The organism is Cryobacterium sandaracinum (genome assembly GCF_004403415.1).
Taxonomy (GTDB): domain Bacteria; phylum Actinomycetota; class Actinomycetes; order Actinomycetales; family Microbacteriaceae; genus Cryobacterium; species Cryobacterium sandaracinum.
Genome location: NZ_SOGO01000009.1, coordinates 77624 through 92926, shown reverse-complemented (window position 1 = coordinate 92926; position 15303 = coordinate 77624). Strand labels below are relative to the sequence as shown.

The window sequence follows — 15303 nt, the reverse complement described above, 5'->3', positions numbered from 1 at the left end:
CGCCCCCGCCGCGCATCGGCCCGGGAGCGCCTGGCGCCCGCCGTTCACCCGGCCGCCGCCACCGCGCCGGCACCCCAGCCCCGCACCACCGCGACGGCCCCCGCCAATCGGGTGCGCAAGTTCGCCACGACGGGCGTCACGATGGTCGCCATGGCCTTCGTCGCCCTGATGGCCGTGGCCACCTCCCTGCCGGCCGAGGCGCTGCTGTCCTCTGCCGATGTGCAGGCCGCCGCCTACAACGCGAAGCTGAGCGCCCAGGGCGAACCCGCCCAGACGCTCTCCATGACCGGCGGAGCGGACACCATCTCGGTCGAGCGTGACGGCTACGAGTCGAAGACCATCGCCGAGGTCGCAGCGGCCAGCGGCATCCGGATGGAAGCGACCTTCACGAACAACCCGAACGGCACCGTGCAATGGCCCTTCTCGGTGGGCGTGCACATCGGTGACGAGTTCGGCTTCCGCGACTGTGCGGGCTGCTCCTCCAACCACGGCGGTCAGGACTTCAACCCGGGCCTGGGCGCGCCGATCCAGTCGATCGCCGACGGCGTCGTGCGCTACGCCCAAGACGGCGAAGGCAGCCTCGGCGTGCACATGATCATCGACCACATGATCGACGGCGAGCTCGTCTCCAGTGTCTACGCGCACATGATCCACGGCTCGATGCTCTTCAAGACCGGCGACGTCATCACGGTCGGCCAGGTCATCGGCCAGGTCGGCGACACCGGAATGTCCACCGGCCCGCACCTGCACTTCGAGATCCGCGTCGGCGGCAAGGACGGCACCAAGGTCAACCCGCTCGTCTGGCTGTACGCCAACACGAACTAGTTCGACCCCGACACGGGCCAGCTGGGACTAGCCGGCCGCCTCGGCCTTGGTCTCGTCCTCAGGCTCGGTCACTGGCGCGGACTCGGGCGGGGACTCGGCGGTCCGGGCGCGGCCGATGGCCGCGAGGAGGCCCTCTGGCAGCGCCAGCTGCGACAGCCCGGCGATCTCGAGCAGGTGGGTCTCTCCGCTGCCGTCGGGCTCCATGGCCAGGACCTGGTCGTGCAGGCCCTCCATTTTCAGGTCGAGGCGATTGGCGGCATCCGCCGCCTGCTTGAGGTCGCCCACCAGATCCACCGGAACCGCCCCGTGGTACTTGTAATAGATCTTGTGCTCGAGACTCGCCCAGAAGTCCATCGCGACCGTTCGGATCTGGATCTCGACCGTGACCTCGTCGACCCGGTCGGACAGGAAGACGGGGATGTCGACGATCAGGTGCAGGCTCTTGTAACCGTTCGGCTTCGGGGCGGCGATGTAGTCCTTGACCTCGAGCACCGTGACGTCGAGTTGGCTGGTGAGCATGTCGAGAATGCGGTACGTGTCCGAGATGAAGCTGCAGGTGATGCGGATGCCGGCGATGTCTTGGATCTGGGCGCGAATGTCGTCGAGGACGAGCGGGCAGCCCTTGCGGACGGCCTTCTTCAGGATCCCGTCGGGCGTCTTTAGCCGAGAGTTGACGTGCTCGATCGGGCTGTAGTCGTGGATGGAGGCGAACTCCTCCTTCAAGATGTTGATCTTCGTCATCATCTCGTCGGTCGCGAACTTGTATGCCAGCATGAACCGGGTCAGTTCTGTCGTGAGCTCGCGAAGTTCGGCGAGATCCCCGCGCGTCGGGGCCGCCTGGTCGGCTTTGGTGTCGGTGTCGGTGTCGGTGCCGGGTCCCGGTTCGGTTCCGTGTTCGGTTCCGCTGTCGATCCCCGTGCCGGTCACTGCTACTCCTTCTATGCGCTCCCCGTTCAGGCGACGCCCTTCGATTGTCCCATGGCGGCGCTGCGGGGTCACTGATCGCGTCGCCGGAGCACGCGGCATCCGTCGCCTTCGAGCGCCGTTCTGCCCCGTGCCCCGAACGAATTCGACGGAGATTTTGCTCTAGAACTGGGTTTTGAGCTCTAAACTGGCCGTTTCGGGCAGAATCTCCGTCGAATTCGTTTGGGCAAACGCCCCTGGGGTGGGGGCTAGGCGCGCAGCCAGACGGTGGTGTCGCCAGGGAGCGTGTTGCCGGGCAGCGGGCCGCTGGCGAGGAGGAGTTCGCCGGCAGGCAGAGGCACGGATGCCGCGCCCGTGTTCGCGACGACCGTCACCGCGCCGTTGCGCAGCGCCACGATCTCGTCAGCGTGGCCGTCCAACCACTCCACCGAGCCCAGCCCGAGGGCGTGCTCCCGGCGCAGGCCCAGGGCCAGCGTGTACAACTCGAGGGTGGAGCCGGCGACGCCGACCTGCGCGTCGCGGGCGAGGCCCGCCCACTCGTCCGGCTGCGGCAGCCAGCTCTCGGCCGAGGGGCCGAAGCCGTAGGAGGGAGCGGCGGCTTCCCAGGGGAGCGGCACGCGGCATCCGTCACGGCCGTAGCGCTCTCCGTTGGTGCGAAACCAGGTGGGGTCTTCGCGTGCGGAGTCGGGCAGGTGGATGACCTCGGGTAGACCGAGTTCCTCGCCCTGGTAGAGGTAGCTGGAGCCGGGCAGTGCGAGCATGAGCGCCGAGGCGGCCCGGGCCCGGTGCAGGCCGATCACGCTGTCGGGCAGGTCGGGCGTCGTCGGCCCGATACCGTGGCCCTGCAGGTTCTCGTGGTTGAGCGCGAGCCGGGAGGCGTGGCGCACGACGTCGTGGTTGGAGAGCACCCAGGTGCTCGGGGCACCAACTGCGCCGAACGCAGCGAGGGAATCGTCGATGACGCGGCGGAGGGCCGGGCCGGCCCAAGCCGTCTCGAGGTAGGCGAAGTTGAAGGCCTGGTGCATCTCGTCGGGGCGCACCCACTCGGCGACGTGGCTGAGCGGATCGACCCAGGCCTCGGCCGCGAGGATGCGGTCGCCCGGGTACTCGTCGAGGATGAGGCGCCAGTCGCGGTAGATCTCGTGTACACCGTTCTGGGCCCAGTAGGGCGCGGTTTCGGGCCACTCGGTGATGATGCCTGACCCCTCCGTCGAGGCACCGCCCATGCTGCCGCCCGCGACCGGAGGCGTGTAGTCGGGAAGACCGGTCGCTTTGATCATGCCGTGCGCGACGTCCACCCGAAAACCGTCCGCCCCGCGGTCGAGCCAGAACCGGAGCACATCGCGGAATTGCGCCTTCACCCATTCGTTGTCCCAGTCGAAGTCGGGTTGTGTGGTGTCGAAGAGGTGCAGGTACCACTGGCCGGGAGTGCCGTCCGGGTTCGTGACGCGGGTCCAGGCATTGCCGCCGAAGACGGAATCCCAGTTGTTCGGGGGAAGGTCGCCGTGTTCGCCCTGGCCATCACGGAAGATGTAATGCGCGCGCTCCTCACTGCCCTCGGCGGCGGCGAGGGCAGCTTTGAACCACGGATGCTCACTTGAGGAGTGGTTTGGCACAAGGTCAACGATCACGCGGATGCCCAGCTCGTGTGCCGTGTGCTGCAGGGTGTCGAAGTCATCGAGCGTGCCGAAGAGAGGGTCGACATCGCAATAATCGGCCACGTCGTAACCAGCGTCGTTCTGCGGTGAAGTGTAGAACGGCGAGAGCCAGATGGCGTCTATCCCGAGAGCCCGGAGAGCAGGGAGACGATTGGTGATGCCGGTTAGATCGCCCATCCCGTCACCGTTGGCGTCCGCAAAGGACCGAGGATAGATCTGATAGATAACTGCGGTTCGCCACCACTCTGAGCCTGTCATGAAAAGAAACCCTACGGCATTCTCGTGACTATGGAAGCGCTTGCAGGACTGCGGGCTGTGCGCATCACCTGCTCAAGATTCAGATCCGACTATTTCAGTTGTCAATGGTTCCGATACTTGCTATAAATGTAAACGCTTGCATAAATTTTCAATGTCCTGAGAAAGGCACACCAATGATGGTGAACATGAAAGGTCTCGTCGCTGCCGGCGCAGTAGTGGTCGCAGCGTCCCTCGCATTGTCCGGATGCTCCGGCGGGGCCTCCCCGCAGGGTGGCGAGGGCGATAAAGCCGCCGCCAACACCTTGACGGTTTGGGTCGATGCCGACCGCGGCACGGTCCTCAAAGACGCGGCGGCGGCATTCACGAAGGAATCCGGCGTCAAGGTAAAACTCATCCAGAAGGACTTCCCCAAGATCCAGGAAGAGTTCATCGCCCAGGTTCCGACCGGCAAGGGCCCCGACATCACGATCGGCGCCCACGACTGGATCGGGAACCTCGTCTCGAACGGCGTGCTCAAGCCCGTTGAACTCGGCGATACGACCGCTGACTTCCAGCCGGTCGCCGTCACCGCGATGACCTTCGAGGGCAAGACCTACGGTGTCCCCTACTCGATCGAGAACATCGCCCTCCTCCGCAACACGGCCCTGGCGCCGACCGCGCCGGCGACGTACGCGGACATGGTCGCCGCCGGCACCGCCGCCGGCACTGAGTTCCCGTTCCTCGTGCCCGTTGGACCGGAATCGGACCCGTATCACCTGTACCCGTTCCAGACCTCGTTCGGCGCCCCCGTGTTCGGCACCAACTCCGACGGCAGCTACAACGCCGAAGACCTCTCGATCGGCAACGCCGGTGGAGAGGCCTACGCGGCCTGGCTCGCATCCGAAGGCGCCGCAGGGCACCTCAGCGTGAACATCACCAACGACATCGCCAAAGAGAAGTTCAACGCCGGCGCATCGCCGTTCTTCCTCTCCGGTCCGTGGAATGTCCCGGATGCCCAGAAGGCCGGCATCGACGTCGCGATCGACCCGATCCCGACCGCCAGCAGCAACCCTGCCCAGCCGTTTGTCGGCGTGCAGGGCTTCTTCGTGAGTGCGAAGACCAAGAACGCTCTCGCTGCCAATGAGTTCCTGGTGAACTACATCGGCTCCGAAGAGGTGCAGAGCGCGCTCTACGAGGTCGGCGGGCGCCCGCCCGCGCTGACCAGCGCCTTCGAGGCAGCTGCCGCCGACCCGATCACCGCCGGTTTCGGTACGGTCGGAGCAACCGCCGTTCCGATGCCGAACATCCCGCAAATGGGCAAGGTCTGGCAGTTCTGGGGCGTCACCGAGGCCGCGATCATCGCGGGCGAGGGTGACCCGGCAGCGCTGTGGCAGAAGATGACCGGCGAAATCCAGGGCGCCATCGCGAAGTAACACCGTGTGCCCGGCTCCATCAGGGGGCCGGGCACAGCGTGCTCCCTCACCGCACATCAGGCAAGGTTGCCGGCAGGCGCCAGAGAACGGACGAAGATGCCCACCCCACGAACAGGTCGCGATCGCACCGCGCGCGACAACTCGCTGGTCACCCAGTGGAGGCAATCCAAGCGGGCGGGACGAATTGCCGAGGCGGCGTCCGTCGGGATCAAGATTCTCCTGGTGAAAATTCTGCTCCTCGGTATCGTCGACGCAATCAGCGTCTACGCTCTCTTCGTGCTCTTCCTGAAACAGGACTGGGTCATCTTCGGACTCGTTCTGGCAGTCACCCTGATCGTCAACTGGATCTACTTCAGCAAAAACGCTCTGCCGGCCAAGTACCTCACCCCCGGCCTGATCTTCCTCGTGATCTTCCAGATCTTTGTTGTGGGCTATTCCGGCTACATCGCGTTCACGAACTACGGCACCGGGCACAACAGCACCAGGGCGGACGCGGTCGCATCACTCATCGCTTCCGCGCAGCAACGAGTGCCGGACTCGGTCGCGTATGACATCACCGTGATCGAGCAACTGGGTGCCTACAGCCTCCTCGTCACCGACCCTGACGGCCGGATCAGCGTCGGCGGCACCGACGCGCCCCTGCGTGAAGTCACCGATGCCGAGACGGATGCCGACGGCGTCGCCACCGCACTTCCCGGCTACACCTCGCTCAAGTTCAGCGACATCGCTGCCAATCAAGAGGTCATCGCGGCCCTCTCGGTGCCGCTCACCGACGACCCGAACGAGGGGGTGCTCCGCACCCCGGACGGCTCAAAGGCCTATCTCTACCTGTCCGATCTGGTCTACGACGAGGCCGCGAGAACGATGACGAACACCACGACGAACGTCGTCTACGCCGAGGACGGCACGGTCGGAGCGTTCGCCGCGGAGGACGGTACCGAACTGCGCCCCGGCTGGAAAGTTGAGGTCGGATTCGATAACTTTGCCCGTGCGTTCGGCACGGAATCCATTCGGGGGCCGCTGATCAACGTGACCCTGTGGACCTTTGCCTTCGCTTTCCTTTCTGTCGCCACCACGTTCGCGCTCGGGCTCTTTCTGGCGCTGGTCTTCAATGACCTGCGGATGCGCGGACGCAACGTCTACCGCGTCGTCTTGATTCTTCCCTACGCGTTCCCGGCATTCCTGTCCGCGCTGGTCTGGGCTGGGCTGCTCAACCCGCAGTTCGGCTTCGTCAACCAGGTGCTGTTCGGCGGGGCGGAAATACCCTGGCTCACAAACGAGTGGCTGGCCAAATTCAGCATCATCTTCGTGAACCTGTGGCTCGGCTTTCCCTACATGTTCCTGGTCTGCACGGGTGCTCTTCAGTCGATTCCCGGCGAGTTGCAGGAGGCAGCAACGGTCGACGGGGCGCGGCCCTGGCAGGTGTTCCGGCTGATCAAGCTTCCGCTGCTGCTCGTGTCGGTGGCCCCGCTGCTCATCTCGTCGTTCGCGTTCAACTTCAACAACTTCAACCTCATCTACATGCTCACCAATGGCGGGCCGAGAGACGTTACCGCGGGAGTGAATGTCGGTGCGACCGACATCCTCATCTCGATGGTCTACAAGGTCGCCTTCGTCGGTGCGAACCGCGACTACGGATTGGCGAGTGCGTTCTCCATCATCATTTTCCTGCTGGTCGCGATCGTGTCGATCATCAGCTTTAGGCAGACCAAGGCACTAGAGGAGCTGAACTGACATGCAGGTCAACAATCGGGAGACTAGCGACCGCATCGTCGTGAGAAATTCGTCATTCCAGTTCAAGCGCTGGTTCAAAGCAACGGGATGGCGCCACCTGATCGGCGTGTTCATGGCCGTGTTCTCGGCGTTCCCCCTTGTCTACGTGCTCTCGGCAGCGCTGCAACCCGGTGGCACCCTGATCACCGCAAATGGGCTATTCAGCGAGGTGAGCCTCGGCAGCTTTGTGACGCTCTTCAACCTGCCCCAACAGCCATACGCCGCCTGGTATGGCAATACCCTGATCATCGGAGTAATCACCTCGATCGGCACGGTTTTTTTGGGGGCCCTTGCGGCATATTCCTTCTCCCGGATGCGTTTTTTCGGTCGCCGGGGGGGACTGCTCACGCTCGTACTGTTGCAGATGTTTCCCCAACTGTTGGCTGTCGTCGCGATATTCCTCCTGCTCAACGGCATCTCTGATATCTTCCCGGCGATCGGACTGGACTCGCAGGTCGGCCTGATCATGGTCTACCTCGGCGGGGCTCTTGGGGTGAACACCTACCTGATGTACGGATTTTTCAACACGATTCCCGCTTCGATCGACGAGGCCGCCAAGTTGGACGGTGCTGGTCACGCTCGCATCTTCTTCACGATCATCCTGCGACTGGTCGCACCCATTTTGGCGGTCGTCGGCCTCCTCTCTTTCATCGGCACGACGAACGAGTTCGTCATCGCGAGCATCGTGCTGATCAGCCCCGAGAATCAGACCCTCGCGGTGGGCCTCTACCAGTTCGTGTCTCAGAAATTCTCCACCAACTACTCGGTCTTCGCGGCCGGCGCCGTGCTCGCGGCCTTGCCCGTGATGGCCCTGTTCCTCTGGCTGCAGAAGTACATCGTCGGTGGCCTGACCGCCGGATCGGTGAAGTAGGGCGCGCATGCTCCCGCACCACGACGGGTCGGCCCTGTACGTCTCGGACCAGGCGCCGCGGCCGGGCGACACGGTCGGCGTGCGGGTGCGGGTGCCGGAGGTGTGGGGCGCCGTCGCATCCGTGCACGTGCGTTCGACGCCCGACCGGGAACCGCGCTTCCACGACGCCCGCCTACTCGGCGCGGCGGAGGGCTGGCGGTGGTGGGAGGCCGAGGTCGAGATCCTGAACCCGGTCAACGGCTACCGGTTCCTGATCAACCGGGCCGACGGCGGGCACTGGTGGCTGAACGCCGCCGGGGTGCATTCCTTCGAGACCGTCGACGCGGAGGACTTCAAGCTGCTCAGCCATCCGGCACCGCCGGACTGGGTCGCGTCGACCGTGATGTACCAGATCTTCCCGGATCGTTTCGGGCGTTCCACGGCCGCCGCGCTGCGCGAGAAGCCGACCTGGGCCGTGCCCGCGGCGTGGGGTGACCCGGTAGCGGCGGAGCAACCGGCCCGTTCGCACCAGTTCTACGGTGGGGACCTCGACGGCATCGTCCTGCACCTGGACCACCTCGAACGGCTCGGCGTCACCCTGCTCTACCTGACACCCGTGTTCCCGGCCGGCTCGAGCCACCGCTACGACGCGCGGAGCTTCGACGTGGTCGACCCGGCACTGGGCGGCGACGCTGCCCTCGTGCGGCTGGTCGAGGCTGCCCACGAGCGGGGCTTCAAGGTGATCGGCGACCTCACCTCGAACCACTCCGGCAACCGGCACGAGTGGTTCCGGGCGGCGCACCGTGCCCCGGATGCCGTCGAGAGCGCCTTCTACTATTGGCTCGACGACCGGCACGAGGACTACGCGTCCTGGCTCGACGTACCCAGCCTGCCGAAGTTCAACTGGACCTCGATCGAGCTGCGCCGCCGGTTCATCGAGGGCCCGCAGTCGGTGGTGGCGAAGTGGCTGCGGGCCCCATATCACCTCGACGGCTGGCGCATCGATGTGGCGAACATGACCGGCCGCCTGCAGGGGGAGGACCTGAACGCCCTGGTGCGGCAGACCATCCGCCGCACCATGATCGCGGAGAACCCCGACACCATTCTGCTCGGCGAATCGACCAATGATGCCTCGGACGACTTCCAGGGCGACGGCTGGCACGGCGCGATGACCTATACGACCTTCACCCGACCGGTGTGGAGCTGGCTCTCGAAGCCGCACAGCCCCTCGACGTTCTTCGGGCTGCCCTACGGCACCATCCCGCTGACCGACGGGCGGGCGTTCGTGGACGCCCACCTCCGGTTCACGGCTGGCTACCCCTGGCGCACTCGCCTGGCTACAATGAACGCCCTCGACACGCACGACACTCCAAGGTTCCGCACCCATGCGATCGACGGGGGAGTGGCCGTCGCCTTCGGGCTGAGCGCGACCCTGCCGGGCATCCCGGTGGTCTTCGCCGGCGACGAATTCGGCCTGGCCGGCGACGACGGCGAGGGCTCGCGCACACCCATGCCGTGGGATACGGCGGGTGACTCCGAGGTGGCGGCCACAATCGACCTGTACGCGGCGCTGATCCGCTTGCGCACCGCCCACCCGGCCCTGAACGGCGGCGGGATGCGCTGGGTGCACGTGGGCGCGGATGTGCTCGTCTACGTGCGCGAGTGTGCGGAGGAGTCGGTGCTGTTGGTCGCGGCCCGCTCCGCGTGCGCGGTGACACTGCCGCTCGGGTCCGTGGCAGGGGAGCCGACCCGGCTCCTGGGCGACGCCGCCGTCAGCGTGGCGGGCGGGCGCATCCGTCTGGAAACGGACGGGCCGAGCTTCACCGCGTGGGCGCTGCCGGGGGTTTCGGTGCCCGATTCCACCCCACGGTCATCGAGCCAGCCGACTTGGTGATAATATTTACAGGTTGCCGAAATTTGGCTTGGTTTTCGTTCACACGGATGCTTCGCCCCCTTAGCTCATTGGTAGAGCACTTCCTTGGTAAGGAAGAGGTAGTGGGTCCGATTCCCACAGGGGGCTCTGACTTGGAAGCTCTTGCAGCCGACAGGTCGTGGCGGGGTAGCTCAGTTGGTTAGAGCACACGGCTCATAATCGTGGTGTCGCGGGTTCAATTCCCGCTCCCGCTACACATAAAGGCCCTTTGATCAGGAATTCTGTCGGTCACTGGGCCTTTCTTTTTGATCCGATGCCACCCAGCTCTGCTCTAGACTAAGTTTCGGGCAATGCTTGGTTGCGCGTCCAATCGGTCCCGCTTCTCGCAACATTTCGGTGAGGGACGGCCAGGAACTTGCCGAGCGACCACTGAAACGCATGTGAGCGGGATTTCCTTACGGATGGGCCAAATGCGACTCCTGCCAGAGTAGGCCGCGCAGTCCGCTTCCGAGGGGGAGGTTCCGTCGGAGTTTCCCCTAGGACGCTCCCGCCGGGGTGCCGGCACCCCAACATATTGACCCCTGAAATCTACATCGCCAGGGGCCAGTGAGAGGGCGGTCGAGAGCAGGGTGTAGGGGAGCGCCGACGGGTGCCTCTTCGTAGATTTCGACCTGACCGGCGAATTCCAGCTCGACCTGAGCGACGCCCTCGCACAGCGTGATTTCACCCATCGTGCACGAAGTCGTTCCGTGCGGGATGGGCTCCACGCCGCCGATGTCCCAGAGCACGATTTGGAATCGCCCGGTATCCGGGTAGTCGCGTCCAAGATTCAGGAAGGCATCGTCGTTCGAGTTGCCGCTACCGGCTAGCGGTCCGCACACATGCATGAGTCATGCCGGCATAGTTGCCAGCCTCGTTCCTCGCGAAACCGCTCCCGGGCTGGTTCTCCACGGTGGAGGCGTCGACCAGTGACCCGGCAGTGCCGTCCGAGCAAAGGCCGTCCTCGCTCAGAAGAGCGATGGCCTCTCGTCCGATGTACTGCGTCCAAGAGTCGCAGGTCTCAGGGCACGAAGCTGGCGCCCTTCGCGAACCGGGCGACCGCGCGGTCGGCGGTGGCGCGGTAGGCGACGAGGTCGTGAAAGCTCGGCTCGAGCATGGTGAAGTCGCCGCTTTCTTCGCGGCGGAAGTGCGGCTGTCGGATTCGCACGTAGAAGCGGGTGTCGCCGCTCTCGGTGACGGATTGCTGTGGCTCCGAGGCGATGAAACCTGACAGGGAGTGTTGGGTGAGAAGTGCCATGGGACTTGACCTCCTGTGATCGGGCGGATCCTCGTGATTTGCGCTCACTACGAGGTGCGCCGCACACGCCTGTTGCGTGATTGGACCCTGCAAGGCGTTCCTGCGCCGTATCCGCATAAATCGTTTGACAAAGCAAAGAGAAATCAAGTCACTCCGCTTGGCTGACCGGGTGATCCGCGGGCTTGTCGTGAGTCGGCGCGCGCATCAGCGGTCCGCTGTCTGCTCGGTTCGCGGGTAGCCCCTGAGCACTGGGGCGTGCGTTCCACCTTCACCGCCTTGCGACGAAAAACTGGAGGGGCTGCGCGGAGCATGATCGCGACGCGGCGGCTCGAGCGCTGCGATGAGCGCATTCTTGGCGCGAGCTTCTGGTCATCGCGCGCTGGGACTGGCTTTCAGAGGCTGCTGAGGCGGTACGCGGATCTGCTTTGCCGCCAATCCGTCATGGGAGAAACCATAGAAACTCTTGACATTATCGGTTCAAAAAAGTGTAACTTTGTTACAGGCTCGGGATGGCCCCGAGACTGCAACCCGAGGGGAGGAGGGCGCCCATGACACCCAAGAAGGACTACAGGCATGCTCCTGATCGTGGCGTCTCGACCGATGCTAGGCGTGAGCTCATCGGACCAACCACTCCGGCTCCGTCAGATGTGGTCGCGAGGCTCCGGGCGATGTTGCCTGGCCTGACCCCGGCGGAGGGCCGGATCGGGCGGGTCCTGCTGTCTGACACCACGGCGGCGTCGGCTCTGACAGTCAACGAGCTCGCCGAATGCGCGTCGACGAGCACCGCGAGCGTGGTCCGCACCGCGCGGCGTCTCGGTTTTGACGGATACCCGCAGCTCCGGCTCGCGCTGGCTGCGCAGGGTGGTGCGAACCACGACGGTGGTGTCCCGGTGGGCGCCGACATCGCCGACGGCGACCGGATCGGCGTGGTGTTGACCAAGCTGGCCGCGTTCGAGTCTGAACAGCTCCGCGCCACCGCCGAACTCGTCGATCCCGTCGCCCTGGAGAAAGTGATCAATTTGATCCGGGCCGCTCGCCGGATCGACGTGTATGGCATCGGCGCGTCTGGCCTGGTCGCGGAGGATCTAACTGCGAAATTGAACCGGGTCGGACTGGTCGCCCGGGCGTACACCGAACATGACGCGGCGATGGTCAGCGCTTCGCTGCTCGGCCCCGTTGACCTGGCCATCGGCGTTTCCCACTCGGGAGAGAACCCCGGCACCGTCGCGCCACTGCAATCGGCCCGGTCGACCGGCGCCGGCACGGTGGCCATCACTGGCGCCGCCCGCTCCCGATTGGCGGCCCACGGCGAACACGTCTTGGTCACCGCGGGTCGAGAGTTTGGCTTCCGTTCCGCAGCGATGGCCAGCCGCACTGGGCAGCTCCTGCTCGTCGACGCCATCTTTGTCGGCGTCGCACAAACGCTACCCGGTGCCCGAGCCGCGCTGGAACGCACCTACGCCGCCGTCACCTCTCATCCGGGACGAAACAAACAACCATGAATAGCTTCAACAACACCAGGAACAGGGACAACACCATGGCACTCGCCACATTGGGCACCGAGACCGCAAATGACCACACCACTGACTTGGACACGATGTCCGTCGCGGACCTGCTCACCGTGATGAACCAAGAGGACCGCACAGTCCCGGTTGCGGTGGCGGCGGCACTACCGGCGATCGAGAACGCAGTAAATGCGATTGTGGGCGCCCGCCGCCGCGGCGGACGGCTGATCTACCTAGGTGCCGGCACCAGCGGCCGACTCGGGGTGCTGGACGCCGTCGAATGCCCACCGACGTTCGGTACCGACCCCGGGGAAGTCCTCGGGCTTATCGCCGGCGGGGAGCGTGCGTTCCTCCAGGCCGTCGAAGGTGCCGAAGATGATCCCGACCTCGCGGTGAACGACCTGCGGGCAGTCGGACTCACCGTCGCTGACGTGGTCGTCGGCATCGCCGCCAGCGGCCGAACCCCCTATGTCATCGGCGGTCTGGACCATGCCCGAAGCGTTGGGGCGGCCACCGTCTCCGTCGCCTGCAATCTCGGCGCGGAGATCAGCAGACACGCCGATGTCGCCATCGAGGTCGACACCGGACCCGAGGTCCTGACCGGCTCTACCCGGCTGAAGGCAGGCTCGGCGCAAAAGCTGGTGTGCAACATGCTCTCCACCGCCAGCATGATCCGCACCGGAAAAGTCTTCCACAACCTGATGGTCGACGTCCAACCCACGAACGCCAAATTGGTCGACCGGGCCCGCCGCATCGTCAGCGACGCCACCGGGGCGGATCCGGATACCGCCGCCGCTGCAATCGATCAGGCCGGCGGACATGCCAAGACCGCCGTGGTCATGCTGCTCACCGACACTGATTTCCCCACGGCCACCGCTCGCCTCGAACAGGCTCACGGCGACGTCCGCACCGCCATCACGTCACCCTGAGCGAACCGTAACCCACTGCCGCGGGTCGCATCGTATGGCACGGGCGTGCATCGCTGACGACCATAACAACTCTCGATTCGTCTGCAGTTCCCCGCACGTCACACTCCAGGAGACACCGCCATGCCCGAAAACATCCTCAGCCCCCTGCGCGGCACCGCGGTTTCGCTCAGCGATGTTCCCGACCCCGTGTTCGCCCAGGAAATCGTCGGCGGGGGAGTGGCATTCAACCCTCCCCGGAAATCGGCCCCGTGACGGCTCGTGCGCCGGTGAGTGGCACCCTCGTCCGGGTCCAGCCGCACGCCTTCGTCATCCAGTTCACGTCGGGGACCGGGATCCTGGTCCACCTTGGCATCGACACGGTTCACATGAATGGCGAGGGCTTCGAGGTGTTGGCCACCGAAGGGTCCACCGTTCGCGGGAGGTGTGGCGTTGAACCTGCTTATAGCGCTGTGGCCGCAGTGGGGCAGGGATCCACCAGAGCGATGGATGGAGCGAGGATAGGCCATCTTTCCAATGGCTGAGGATGTGCTCGGCCACCCGGGTGACCAGTTCAGAATTAAGCGCCGCCAATTCCAAACCGGACACCCATCGAGTAATACGCACGCAGGGCCGGTCTGCTAGCGTCCGATGTTCGTGCGGCGGGTGCTGCCGGTGCCGGCGGAATTCATGCTGTTCTGCATCTTGTTCTTCGCCTGCTCGGCCTGTTCTTTCACGCTGGGAGCGTTCTTGGCCTGTTCTTTCATCTTCGGGGCTCCTTCCTCGGCTTGACGAGGTAGGACTCCCAGCGGGCCTGTATGGGCTCAGACCCGACAATCGTGACGACGATCGGCGTGGTCGGGTGCAAGGCTGTCACCCCCGCGACAGACCTTACGATAACTTCGAGATTCCCTGCGAGCTCGGCGGCATCCGTCATGGTGTTGCTTCTTCTTCGCCGTGCTCTGGCTTAGTGAGGTAGATGTCGCGAATGATCACGTCGATGCCCGCAATGGCAAGCTCGGTGTGGGTGCGTAGCGCGCCGACGAGCGTGTCTCGCAACTTGTCGGCAAGGGCGGGAATGTTCTCACCCTTGCAGACCCTGGCATCGACCGTGACCGTGATCGGAGCTCCCAGCACAGTGAGGTCCCCGTCGAGCCGGCATCGACCCACGATGAGGTTGTCGACGGTATCGCCTGCCGCGCGAACGAGTCCGCGGACAGCTCCCTCGGTGACGAAGAGTTGCGCGTTCGGCGACGGGTGCGAGATGGGGATGTCGCGCCCGGACCGGACGTCGAGCACGATCCTGTCCGGGATGGCGGTGACCCAGTTGTCGTCTCGGGCCGGTTGCTCTTCTGCCTCATCCCGGAGCAGCGTGCTCATTGCGCCGCGCAGGCGTTCAAGGGAGGCCATCGCCATCTGGCATGCAGCCGATGTGTCGATCGACGGGTCGGTGGGCATCTTGCCTCGGTCGCGGTAGTCGCTGAGTTCGTCAATGGTGTGGCCATCAAGGAGGTCAGGTTCGTCATTTGACTCGTACCAGGCCGGGGGTGAGGCGGTCGTTTCCGAGTCGTCACCGCCAGGCCTCCATCTCGCGAATCAAAGTTTCGCGGGCGCTAGCAAGCAGCCCGCGAACGGTAGAAAGGGGCAAGTCGAGTTCCTCAGCGATCTCGGAATAGCGGTAGTCCCCAAACTCTCTAGGTCCCAGCGTTGTCGTTGATCCTCCGGAAGGGCGGACAAGACTTGGGAGAGTGCCTCGTTACACGAACGCGCCTCCACTATCTGCGTCGGTGAATGGTCCTCCGATGCGGGCACGCCGACGTCGTCGAGGTTGGAGTTCTGCCGCCGTGCGCGGATTCGATCAATGCTCTTGTGGCTGGCGATGCGCATCAGCCAACTTCTTACCAGCGCAGAATCTTTCAAGGTCGATAGCTTCGCCCATGCCGTGATGAACGTGTCCTGTACGACATCGCCTGCATCGTGGCTGCAGCCCAGGTTGCGGGTCGCGTGGGCGCGTACCTACGGG

Annotated in this window: 16 protein-coding genes, 2 tRNA genes and 1 pseudogene; 11 read left to right on the top strand and 8 right to left on the bottom strand. The window is 64.8% G+C overall.

The window, feature by feature from the left end:
* The coding region (locus E3T25_RS17635; protein WP_134372048.1) for a M23 family metallopeptidase at positions 1 to 825 on the top strand (825 nt) is incomplete at its 5' end.
* 27 nt (positions 826 to 852) lie between these two features.
* Here E3T25_RS17635 and E3T25_RS02985 read toward each other — a convergent pair.
* Positions 853 to 1752, bottom strand: coding sequence for a GTP pyrophosphokinase (locus E3T25_RS02985; protein WP_338145459.1), 900 nt, complete (start codon positions 1750 to 1752; stop codon positions 853 to 855).
* Between the two features lie 245 nt (positions 1753 to 1997).
* A complete protein-coding gene (locus E3T25_RS02980; RefSeq protein ID WP_134372046.1) occupies positions 1998 to 3665 on the bottom strand; it encodes a glycoside hydrolase family 13 protein in 1668 nt (555 codons plus the stop codon).
* 173 nt (positions 3666 to 3838) lie between these two features.
* Here E3T25_RS02980 and E3T25_RS02975 point away from each other — a divergent pair, with 173 nt between their 5' ends.
* The 6 genes from E3T25_RS02975 to E3T25_RS02950 all read left to right on the top strand — a co-directional run bounded on the left by E3T25_RS02975 (position 3839) and on the right by E3T25_RS02950 (position 9827).
* Entirely contained in the window at positions 3839 to 5077 is a 1239-nt protein-coding gene (locus E3T25_RS02975; protein WP_134372044.1) for a sugar ABC transporter substrate-binding protein, read from the top strand.
* Positions 5078 to 5173: 96 nt separating this feature from the next.
* Positions 5174 to 6811 (top strand): ABC transporter permease subunit, encoded by a 1638-nt coding sequence (locus E3T25_RS02970; RefSeq protein ID WP_134372042.1) that lies wholly within the window; start codon positions 5174 to 5176, stop codon positions 6809 to 6811.
* Position 6812: 1 nt separating this feature from the next.
* The gene (locus E3T25_RS02965; protein WP_104100721.1) at positions 6813 to 7721 is read left to right on the top strand and encodes a sugar ABC transporter permease; all 909 of its coding nucleotides are present in this window, start codon (positions 6813 to 6815) and stop codon (positions 7719 to 7721) included.
* A gap of 7 nt (positions 7722 to 7728) precedes the next feature.
* Complete coding sequence (locus tag E3T25_RS02960) at positions 7729 to 9594, top strand: glycoside hydrolase family 13 protein (protein ID WP_134372040.1); 1866 nt, start codon at positions 7729 to 7731, stop codon at positions 9592 to 9594.
* A 54-nt stretch (positions 9595 to 9648) separates the two neighbouring features.
* A tRNA-Thr gene (locus E3T25_RS02955) sits at positions 9649 to 9720 on the top strand.
* Between the two features lie 33 nt (positions 9721 to 9753).
* A tRNA-Met gene (locus E3T25_RS02950) sits at positions 9754 to 9827 on the top strand.
* A 282-nt stretch (positions 9828 to 10109) separates the two neighbouring features.
* Here the strand turns inward: E3T25_RS02950 and E3T25_RS02945 are convergent.
* Together E3T25_RS02945 and E3T25_RS02940 are read right to left on the bottom strand one after the other, a co-directional pair.
* On the bottom strand, positions 10110 to 10454 hold the full coding sequence (locus E3T25_RS02945; RefSeq protein WP_134372038.1) for a hypothetical protein: 345 nt from the start codon (positions 10452 to 10454) through the stop codon (positions 10110 to 10112).
* 179 nt (positions 10455 to 10633) lie between these two features.
* On the bottom strand, positions 10634 to 10870 hold the full coding sequence (locus E3T25_RS02940) for a single-stranded DNA-binding protein (RefSeq protein ID WP_104100724.1): 237 nt from the start codon (positions 10868 to 10870) through the stop codon (positions 10634 to 10636).
* 509 nt (positions 10871 to 11379) lie between these two features.
* Between E3T25_RS02940 and E3T25_RS02935 the strand changes: the two genes are divergently transcribed.
* The 4 genes from E3T25_RS02935 (at position 11380) to E3T25_RS17855 (ending at position 13825) form a co-directional block, all read left to right on the top strand.
* Entirely contained in the window at positions 11380 to 12372 is a 993-nt protein-coding gene (locus tag E3T25_RS02935) for a MurR/RpiR family transcriptional regulator (RefSeq protein WP_338145458.1), read from the top strand.
* 35 nt (positions 12373 to 12407) lie between these two features.
* Entirely contained in the window at positions 12408 to 13304 is an 897-nt protein-coding gene (gene murQ / locus E3T25_RS02930; protein WP_134342517.1) for an N-acetylmuramic acid 6-phosphate etherase, read from the top strand.
* Positions 13305 to 13424: 120 nt separating this feature from the next.
* Positions 13425 to 13556, top strand: a complete 132-nt coding sequence (locus E3T25_RS17160) for a PTS glucose transporter subunit IIA (RefSeq protein ID WP_198415631.1) — start codon at positions 13425 to 13427, stop codon at positions 13554 to 13556.
* Complete coding sequence (locus tag E3T25_RS17855) at positions 13553 to 13825, top strand: PTS glucose transporter subunit IIA (protein ID WP_198415630.1); 273 nt, start codon at positions 13553 to 13555, stop codon at positions 13823 to 13825. Before E3T25_RS17160 ends, E3T25_RS17855 begins: the two co-directional genes overlap by 4 nt.
* Before the next feature lie 96 nt (positions 13826 to 13921).
* Here E3T25_RS17855 and E3T25_RS17630 read toward each other — a convergent pair whose 3' ends face one another.
* From E3T25_RS17630 to E3T25_RS17775, 4 genes and pseudogenes are all read right to left on the bottom strand, one after another.
* On the bottom strand, positions 13922 to 14047 hold the full coding sequence (locus tag E3T25_RS17630) for a hypothetical protein (RefSeq protein WP_255572956.1): 126 nt from the start codon (positions 14045 to 14047) through the stop codon (positions 13922 to 13924).
* A gap of 166 nt (positions 14048 to 14213) precedes the next feature.
* Entirely contained in the window at positions 14214 to 14738 is a 525-nt protein-coding gene (locus E3T25_RS02920; RefSeq protein ID WP_241980567.1) for an Asp23/Gls24 family envelope stress response protein, read from the bottom strand.
* Between the two features lie 112 nt (positions 14739 to 14850).
* Entirely contained in the window at positions 14851 to 14946 is a 96-nt protein-coding gene (locus E3T25_RS17780) for a hypothetical protein (protein WP_338145460.1), read from the bottom strand.
* Between the two features lie 98 nt (positions 14947 to 15044).
* A pseudogene (locus tag E3T25_RS17775) lies at positions 15045 to 15272 on the bottom strand (RNA polymerase sigma factor); the annotation flags it as partial.
* Positions 15273 to 15303 lie beyond the last annotated feature (31 nt).

What these genes read in the sequence shown, in the direction of transcription:
- E3T25_RS02980 (WP_134372046.1), bottom strand. Translation starts at nt 3,665, where the DNA reads ATGACAGGCTCAGAGTGGTGGCGAACCGCAGTTATCTATCAGATCTAT.
- E3T25_RS02970 (WP_134372042.1), top strand. Translation starts at nt 5,174, where the DNA reads ATGCCCACCCCACGAACAGGTCGCGATCGCACCGCGCGCGACAACTCG.
- E3T25_RS02975 (WP_134372044.1), top strand. Translation starts at nt 3,839, where the DNA reads ATGATGGTGAACATGAAAGGTCTCGTCGCTGCCGGCGCAGTAGTGGTC.
- E3T25_RS02940 (WP_104100724.1), bottom strand. Translation starts at nt 10,870, where the DNA reads ATGGCACTTCTCACCCAACACTCCCTGTCAGGTTTCATCGCCTCGGAG.
- E3T25_RS17630 (WP_255572956.1), bottom strand. Translation starts at nt 14,047, where the DNA reads ATGAAAGAACAGGCCAAGAACGCTCCCAGCGTGAAAGAACAGGCCGAG.
- E3T25_RS17160 (WP_198415631.1), top strand. Translation starts at nt 13,425, where the DNA reads ATGCCCGAAAACATCCTCAGCCCCCTGCGCGGCACCGCGGTTTCGCTC.
- E3T25_RS02965 (WP_104100721.1), top strand. Translation starts at nt 6,813, where the DNA reads ATGCAGGTCAACAATCGGGAGACTAGCGACCGCATCGTCGTGAGAAAT.
- E3T25_RS02920 (WP_241980567.1), bottom strand. Translation starts at nt 14,738, where the DNA reads ATGCCCACCGACCCGTCGATCGACACATCGGCTGCATGCCAGATGGCG.
- E3T25_RS02935 (WP_338145458.1), top strand. Translation starts at nt 11,380, where the DNA reads ATGGCCCCGAGACTGCAACCCGAGGGGAGGAGGGCGCCCATGACACCC.
- murQ (WP_134342517.1), top strand. Translation starts at nt 12,408, where the DNA reads ATGGCACTCGCCACATTGGGCACCGAGACCGCAAATGACCACACCACT.
- E3T25_RS02960 (WP_134372040.1), top strand. Translation starts at nt 7,729, where the DNA reads ATGCTCCCGCACCACGACGGGTCGGCCCTGTACGTCTCGGACCAGGCG.